This is a genomic window from Arthrobacter sp. HMWF013 (assembly GCF_003061105.1).
Taxonomy (GTDB): Bacteria; Actinomycetota; Actinomycetes; order Actinomycetales; family Micrococcaceae; genus Arthrobacter.
In genome coordinates, this window is record NZ_QAIQ01000343.1 from 1 (window position 1) to 5,824 (window position 5,824).

A 5,824-nucleotide genomic window follows, 5' to 3' on the forward strand; every position below is an offset into this window, starting at 1 on the left:
GGCTCCCACGTCTCGCTTCGCTTCGCCGCGGGGCCCTCGCCGGCGTGGGCGCGGACTCCCCATAGAATGGACAGATGACCATAAGCGTTGCGCCCGGCCCTGGTACAAGGGAAGGGACCCGGACCGGCACTGATGCCTCCACCGATTCCCTGACCGCCCCGGACATCCCGTGGAACCTGGTGATCTGGAATGACCCGGTTAATCTGATGAGCTATGTCAGCTACGTGTTCCAGAGCTACTTCGGCTATTCCGAGTCCAAAGCGAACAAGCTGATGATGGAAGTCCACAGGAAGGGCCGCTCCATCGTTGCCCATGGCAGCAAGGAGCAGGTTGAGCGGCACGCAGTCGCCATGCACGGCTTCGGGTTGTGGGCCACCGTGGAAAAAGCCAGCGGCGGTAACGGCGGGAATCCCAAGAAATCCGGCGGGTCGGGCCAGGGCAAGGGGAAACGTGGCTAAGGCATTCAAAAACGGGCTCAAAGGCATCACCGGATTCCTGGAACCGGCCGAGCGGGAGCTGCTCCGCAGCCTGATCGACGACGTCATCTCCATGCTTCAGCCGGAAGAGCGCGAAAACCAGGACCCCCTGGCCGCCCTGATCGGGCTGGACATGGACGTCCGTGAACCATCGGACAGAGCGGTCAAGCGGCTGTTGCCCAATGTCATGAAGGACGACGACGGCGCGTCCCTGGAGTTCCGCCAGCTCACTGAACGCTCGCTCCGGGAAACCAAGATCGGCGCGCTGCGCGCCGCCGCGCTGGACCTGGACAAGGACGAGGTGGTCCTGACCGCCGACGGTGCACGGCACTGGTCCATGGCACTGAACGATGTCCGGCTCGTGCTGGCGGAACGGCTGGATATCCGCGATGAGGAGGATGCCGAGCACGTCCACCTGATGCAGGACTGGTCCCAGGCGGAGGACGTGGAAAGCTACCTCGCGCTGGTATACAACTTCACCACCTGGCTGCAGGAGTCCCTGGTCCAGGCGATGCTCCAGTCGCTCGATTCACGCTCCTGAACCGCGCAGGCGTTCCCGGCAGGGATCGTACTGTGACACATTCGACATGAGTCGGCCGCCACAATGTGATGGCTGCGGACTCAGGGAAGACCTATCCTCGAATAATCATGACAACAGCCTCGAGCATGGATCCTTCAGTGGCAGCAGCGCCGGACTCCGCCGCCGGCGACAACACCGGCCAGGTGGGGTCCCGCCCCATCGGGGTCTTTGATTCGGGCGTCGGCGGCCTGACCGTGGCGCGGTCCATCATCGACCAGCTGCCCAACGAATCAATCCTTTACGTGGGGGACACCGCCCATGGCCCCTACGGGCCGCTGCCCATCGCCGAAGTCAGGGCCAATGCCCTGGGCGTGATGGACGAACTGGTGGACTCCGGCGTCAAGCTCCTCACCATTGCCTGCAACTCGGCGTCGGCCGCTGTCCTCCGGGACGCCCGCGAACGCTACGCGGCCCGGTACGGCATTCCCGTCATCGAAGTGATCCAGCCGGCCGTCCGGCGTGCAGTTGCCGCCACGCGCAGCGGCCGGATCGGCGTCATCGGCACGTCCGCCACCGTGGGTTCCCGGGCCTACGAGGACACCTTTGCCGCCGCACCGGACCTGGCCATCACCTCCGTGGCCTGCCCGGAATTCGTCAATTACGTTGAAGCCGGCATCACCATGGGGCCGGCGCTGCTGGCCCTTGCCGAGGAATACCTGGCGCCGCTGAAGGCCGCCTGTGTAGACACCCTGGTGCTTGGCTGCACCCACTATCCGTTGCTGACCGGGGTTATTTCCCTGGTGATGGGCGACGCCGTGACGCTGGTGTCCAGCGCCGAGGAGACAGCCAAGGACGTCTACCGCGCCCTGGCCACCCATGACCTTCAGCGCACCGCGGCCGGCGCGCCCGAACACCACTTCATTGCAACAGGTGACGCGGCCCAGTTCGAGGCACTGGCCCGCCGCTTCCTGGGGCCGGAGGTCCTCTCGGTCCAGCACGTGGATCACGTTGCCGCTCAATATCCCACGGGAAGCCTGGCCCGGATCACTCCTGAAATGGTGGCGGCAGCCCAGAACGCAGCCTCCGGGCGAACCGCGGGGCCAAGGATTTCGAACTTCGTCAGCATCCCCGGGGCCGGAGGTCCCACCCTGTGAAGCTCACCATCGTTGGCTGCACAGGCTCTTTTCCCGGCCCCGGCTCGCCGGCGTCGTGCTACCTCCTGACAGCCACCGACGGCGAGCGGACATGGAAGATCGTGATGGACCTGGGAAGCGGGGCGCTGGGTGCCATCCAGCGCTACACAGACCTTGAGGACATCGACGCCATCTTCCTGACCCACCTGCATCCTGACCACTGCATGGACCTGTGCGGCCTGCACGTGGCAGTCCGGTGGAAGCCGGGCGGCTGGGGGCGGGGCAGGATCCCGGTGTGGGGACCCGCCGCAACCGCGGACCGGATGGCAACCGCCTACGGGCTGGAACTGGACCCCGGGATGCATGAGGAGTTCGACTTCACCAACTGGACCGAGCGGGAGTCCGTGACCGTGGGGCCCTTCACGGTGACGCCGTTCGCGGTGAACCATCCGGTGGAGGAGGCCTACGCCCTCCGGGTCGAGGCGACGGAGCCGGGCAAGGATGGCCGCAAGGTCACCCGGGTCCTGACCTATTCCGGTGATACCGATTCCTGCGCGGGTCTGGAAGAGGCGGCCAAGGACGCTGACCTGTTCCTCTGCGAGGCCGCTTTCGAGGAAGGCCGGGACGATTCCATCAAGGATGTGCACTTGACCGGTAAGCGGGCGGGTGAGGCAGCGGCCGCGGCTGGTGCGCGCAGGCTCCTCCTCACGCACATCCCCGTCTGGACATCTCAGACCACCGTGATGGCCGAAGCCCGGCCCGTCTTCGGCGGCGATGTTGCCGTTGCCGTGGCCGGGGTGCACTACACGATCTAAGGCCCCGGCTGACCGTCCGGGGTGCCGGAACCCGCTTCGCCGGCCAGTCCGTCCCAGGACCAGTGCGGGATGCGGAGCCCGTCCGGCACGTCAGCCGCTGAGTCCTGGTAACGGGACAGGCTGTCTGTGGTTGCCCACGCGAAGTAGCTGTGGAGTACGTCGCGGAGCCGGGAATTGCCGGTGAGTCCGACGTCGGCCAGCGCCTGATCGAAGCAGGCTATCGCCCTGCGGTCCATTTCCTCATGCGGGCCGTTGCCACTGTGCAGCCGGACCACGGCTGACTCGTCACCCAAGGAGGCGGAGTACCCGGGCGGGCCCCCCAGGGCCTCCGCCCAATAGGCTGCCAGCCGCCGGCCGTGCTCAGGATGGAATCCGTGGCTGAACGCGTGGCTGACCACACCGTCAGCCATCACCCGTGCGTGCCAGGCCTCGGCAAGGGAGAGGAAGAAGCCGGCGCCTCCGGCCGCCTCGTACACGGTCTGCATGCAGTAACGATGACATGCCGCCTGCGGAGGCGGAAGGGGCTCCGGTGGCGAAGGCCCGGGTGGCGAGTCGATAAGCTAAAGGCATGACTTCAGAAGCAACAGCAGTGCCCGTAGTACGCGCCGATGGCCGCGCCCCCGATCAGCTCCGCCCCATCAGCATCACCCGGGGATGGTCAAAGCAGGCAGAGGGATCGGCCCTGATCGAGTTCGGCAACACCAGGGTCCTGTGCACCGCTTCGCTGACGGCCGGGGTGCCCCGCTGGCTCAAGGGCGAGGGCCGCGGCTGGGTGACGGCGGAGTACGCCATGCTTCCCCGCGCCACCAACACGCGCTCGGACCGCGAATCGGTCAGGGGTAAGATCGGCGGGCGCACCCACGAGATCTCGCGGCTGATCGGACGGTCGCTGCGGTCCATCATCGACACCAAGGCCCTGGGCGAGAACACTATTGTTCTGGACTGCGACGTCCTGCAGGCCGACGGCGGAACCCGCACCGCGGCCATCACCGGAGCCTACGTGGCGCTGGCTGACGCCATCCGCTTTGCGCGGGACAACAAGCTCATCGCCAAGAACGCCCAGCCGCTGGTCGACACCATCGCCGCCGTCTCGGTAGGCATCATCGACGGCGTGCCCATGCTTGACCTGCCCTATGTTGAGGACGTCCGCGCCGAGACCGACATGAACGTGGTGGTTACCGGCTCCGGCAAGTTCGTGGAGGTCCAGGGCACTGCCGAGGGCGCACCCTTTGACCGGGACGAGCTAAACCAGCTGCTGGACCTCGCTCTGCTGGGGACCACCCAGCTGGCTGCCATCCAGCGGGAAACCCTCGCTGACGCCCTGTGATCGCCGGTCCTGTGAACCCGGACGCTGAAGGTGCCGCGGCTCCTCGCCTGGTCCTGGCTACCCACAACCAGGGAAAACTGCGTGAGCTTCGGGACCTCCTGCGCGGCCGGATCCCGGGGCTCGACGTCGATACCCAGGTAGTGGATGCCGCCGCGGCCGGTGCGCCGGACGTCGTGGAAACCGGCGTGACGTTCGCGGAGAACTCGCTGTTGAAGGCCCGTACCGTCGCCGAGGCTACGGGTCTGGTGGCGATTGCGGACGACTCGGGGCTGGCGGTTGATGTCCTGGGCGGTGCGCCGGGAATCTTTTCCGCGCGATGGGCAGGCCGCCACGGCGACGATTCCGCCAACCTAAGGCTGCTCCTGGATCAGCTCTCCGATGTGCCGGACGGCTATCGCGGAGCGGCCTTTGTGTGCGCCGCGGCCCTTGCTGTGCCCGGGGCGGACTCCGCCCGCGAAGTGGTGGAGTACGGCCAGTTGGAGGGGATCCTCCTCCGGGAACCACGCGGCGAGGGCGGCTTCGGCTATGACCCGATCCTGCAGCCGGTGGGGGAGAGCCGCAGCTGCGCCGAGCTGTCCTCCGAGGAGAAGAACGCGATCAGCCACCGCGGTAAGGCCTTCCGCGCGCTGGTGCCGGCCATCGTTGCGGCCCTCGCCCGGCGGTAGCGGGGATTCCGCTGACCCGTCGCGGGATACTGCCGGTCTTTAAAGCGTGAGGGGCCCTGCATTGCAGGGCCCCTCACCGTTGTACTGCCGTCCCGTCAGTCCAGGTTGGTCTTGCGCTCCTCGGCGGGAGCGTGCTCCTCGATGAATTCGTCGACGGCGTCCGTGCCGAAGGCGGCAGCCTGGCGCTTGGCGGACAAGCCGCGAAGGACCTCGACGCCGATGGGAATCACGGAGACAAGGACGATGGCGATGAAGATGATGTCCAGGTTCTCGCGCACCCACGGCACGCGGTCACCCAGGAGGTAGCCCAGGAGCGTCACGCCGCCGCCCCAGAGCACGGCCCCAATCACGTTGTAAAGGAAGAACTTCCGCTTGCTCATCTGGGCCACGCCCACAATTACCGGAACGAAGGTCCGGATGATCGGGACGAAGCGGGCCAGGATCAGGGCCTTGCCGCCGTGCTTTTCAAAGAATGCATGCGCGCTCTCAACGTTTTCGCGCTTGAACAGGCGGGAGTTCGGCTTGTTGAAGATCGCCGGGCCGGCTTTGGAGCCAATGAAGTAGCCCGTCTGGTTGCCGATGATGGCCGCGATGATGATCAGCAGCGACAACAGCCAGACATTGAATTTGATGGTGTCGGTGGCCACCAGGAGCCCGGCCGTGAACAGCATCGAATCGCCGGGGAGGAAGAACCCCACGAGCAGCCCGGTCTCGGCGAAGACGATCCCGCACACCAGCAAGACCACCCAGGGGGCAAGTGCTGGATCGGCCAGGAAGATCTGGGGGTTCAGCCAGTCGGGCAGGAAGGAGGCCAGCTGCGGCTGGACCGGTCCTGCTCCACCCAGCATGGGCACGGCAAGGTCACTGATCGCAAGGAAGTTCACCTAC

At 66.3% G+C, this 5,824-nt stretch carries 8 protein-coding genes; 6 read left to right on the forward strand and 2 right to left on the reverse strand.

Annotated features, from left to right (window positions below):
* Positions 1–74 precede the first annotated feature (74 nt).
* From clpS to DBR22_RS12980, 4 genes are all read left to right on the forward strand, one after another.
* On the forward strand, positions 75–458 hold the full coding sequence (gene clpS / locus DBR22_RS12965) for an ATP-dependent Clp protease adapter ClpS (protein ID WP_108599363.1): 384 nt from the start codon (positions 75–77) through the stop codon (positions 456–458).
* Positions 451–1,017, forward strand: a complete 567-nt coding sequence (locus DBR22_RS12970; protein WP_108599364.1) for a DUF2017 domain-containing protein — start codon at positions 451–453, stop codon at positions 1,015–1,017. The genes clpS and DBR22_RS12970 overlap by 8 nt, the downstream gene beginning before the upstream one ends.
* Positions 1,018–1,085: 68 nt before the next feature.
* On the forward strand, positions 1,086–2,150 hold the full coding sequence (murI, locus tag DBR22_RS12975; protein WP_108599365.1) for a glutamate racemase: 1,065 nt from the start codon (positions 1,086–1,088) through the stop codon (positions 2,148–2,150).
* On the forward strand, positions 2,147–2,944 hold the full coding sequence (locus DBR22_RS12980) for an MBL fold metallo-hydrolase (RefSeq protein WP_108599366.1): 798 nt from the start codon (positions 2,147–2,149) through the stop codon (positions 2,942–2,944). Before murI ends, DBR22_RS12980 begins: the two co-directional genes overlap by 4 nt.
* Here the strand turns inward: DBR22_RS12980 and DBR22_RS12985 are convergent.
* Positions 2,941–3,429 (reverse strand): group II truncated hemoglobin, encoded by a 489-nt coding sequence (locus tag DBR22_RS12985; RefSeq protein WP_108599367.1) that lies wholly within the window; start codon positions 3,427–3,429, stop codon positions 2,941–2,943. The genes DBR22_RS12980 and DBR22_RS12985 overlap by 4 nt on opposite strands.
* 83 nt (positions 3,430–3,512) lie before the next feature.
* Here DBR22_RS12985 and rph point away from each other — a divergent pair, with 83 nt between their 5' ends.
* Complete coding sequence (rph, locus tag DBR22_RS12990) at positions 3,513–4,271, forward strand: ribonuclease PH (protein WP_108599368.1); 759 nt, start codon at positions 3,513–3,515, stop codon at positions 4,269–4,271.
* Positions 4,268–4,936, forward strand: coding sequence for an RdgB/HAM1 family non-canonical purine NTP pyrophosphatase (gene rdgB / locus DBR22_RS12995; protein ID WP_258229186.1), 669 nt, complete (start codon positions 4,268–4,270; stop codon positions 4,934–4,936). Before rph ends, rdgB begins: the two co-directional genes overlap by 4 nt.
* Before the next feature lie 95 nt (positions 4,937–5,031).
* Here the strand turns inward: rdgB and DBR22_RS13000 are convergent, their stop codons facing one another.
* A complete protein-coding gene (locus tag DBR22_RS13000) occupies positions 5,032–5,805 on the reverse strand; it encodes a VTT domain-containing protein (RefSeq protein ID WP_108599370.1) in 774 nt (257 codons plus the stop codon).
* Positions 5,806–5,824: the final 19 nt, after the last annotated feature.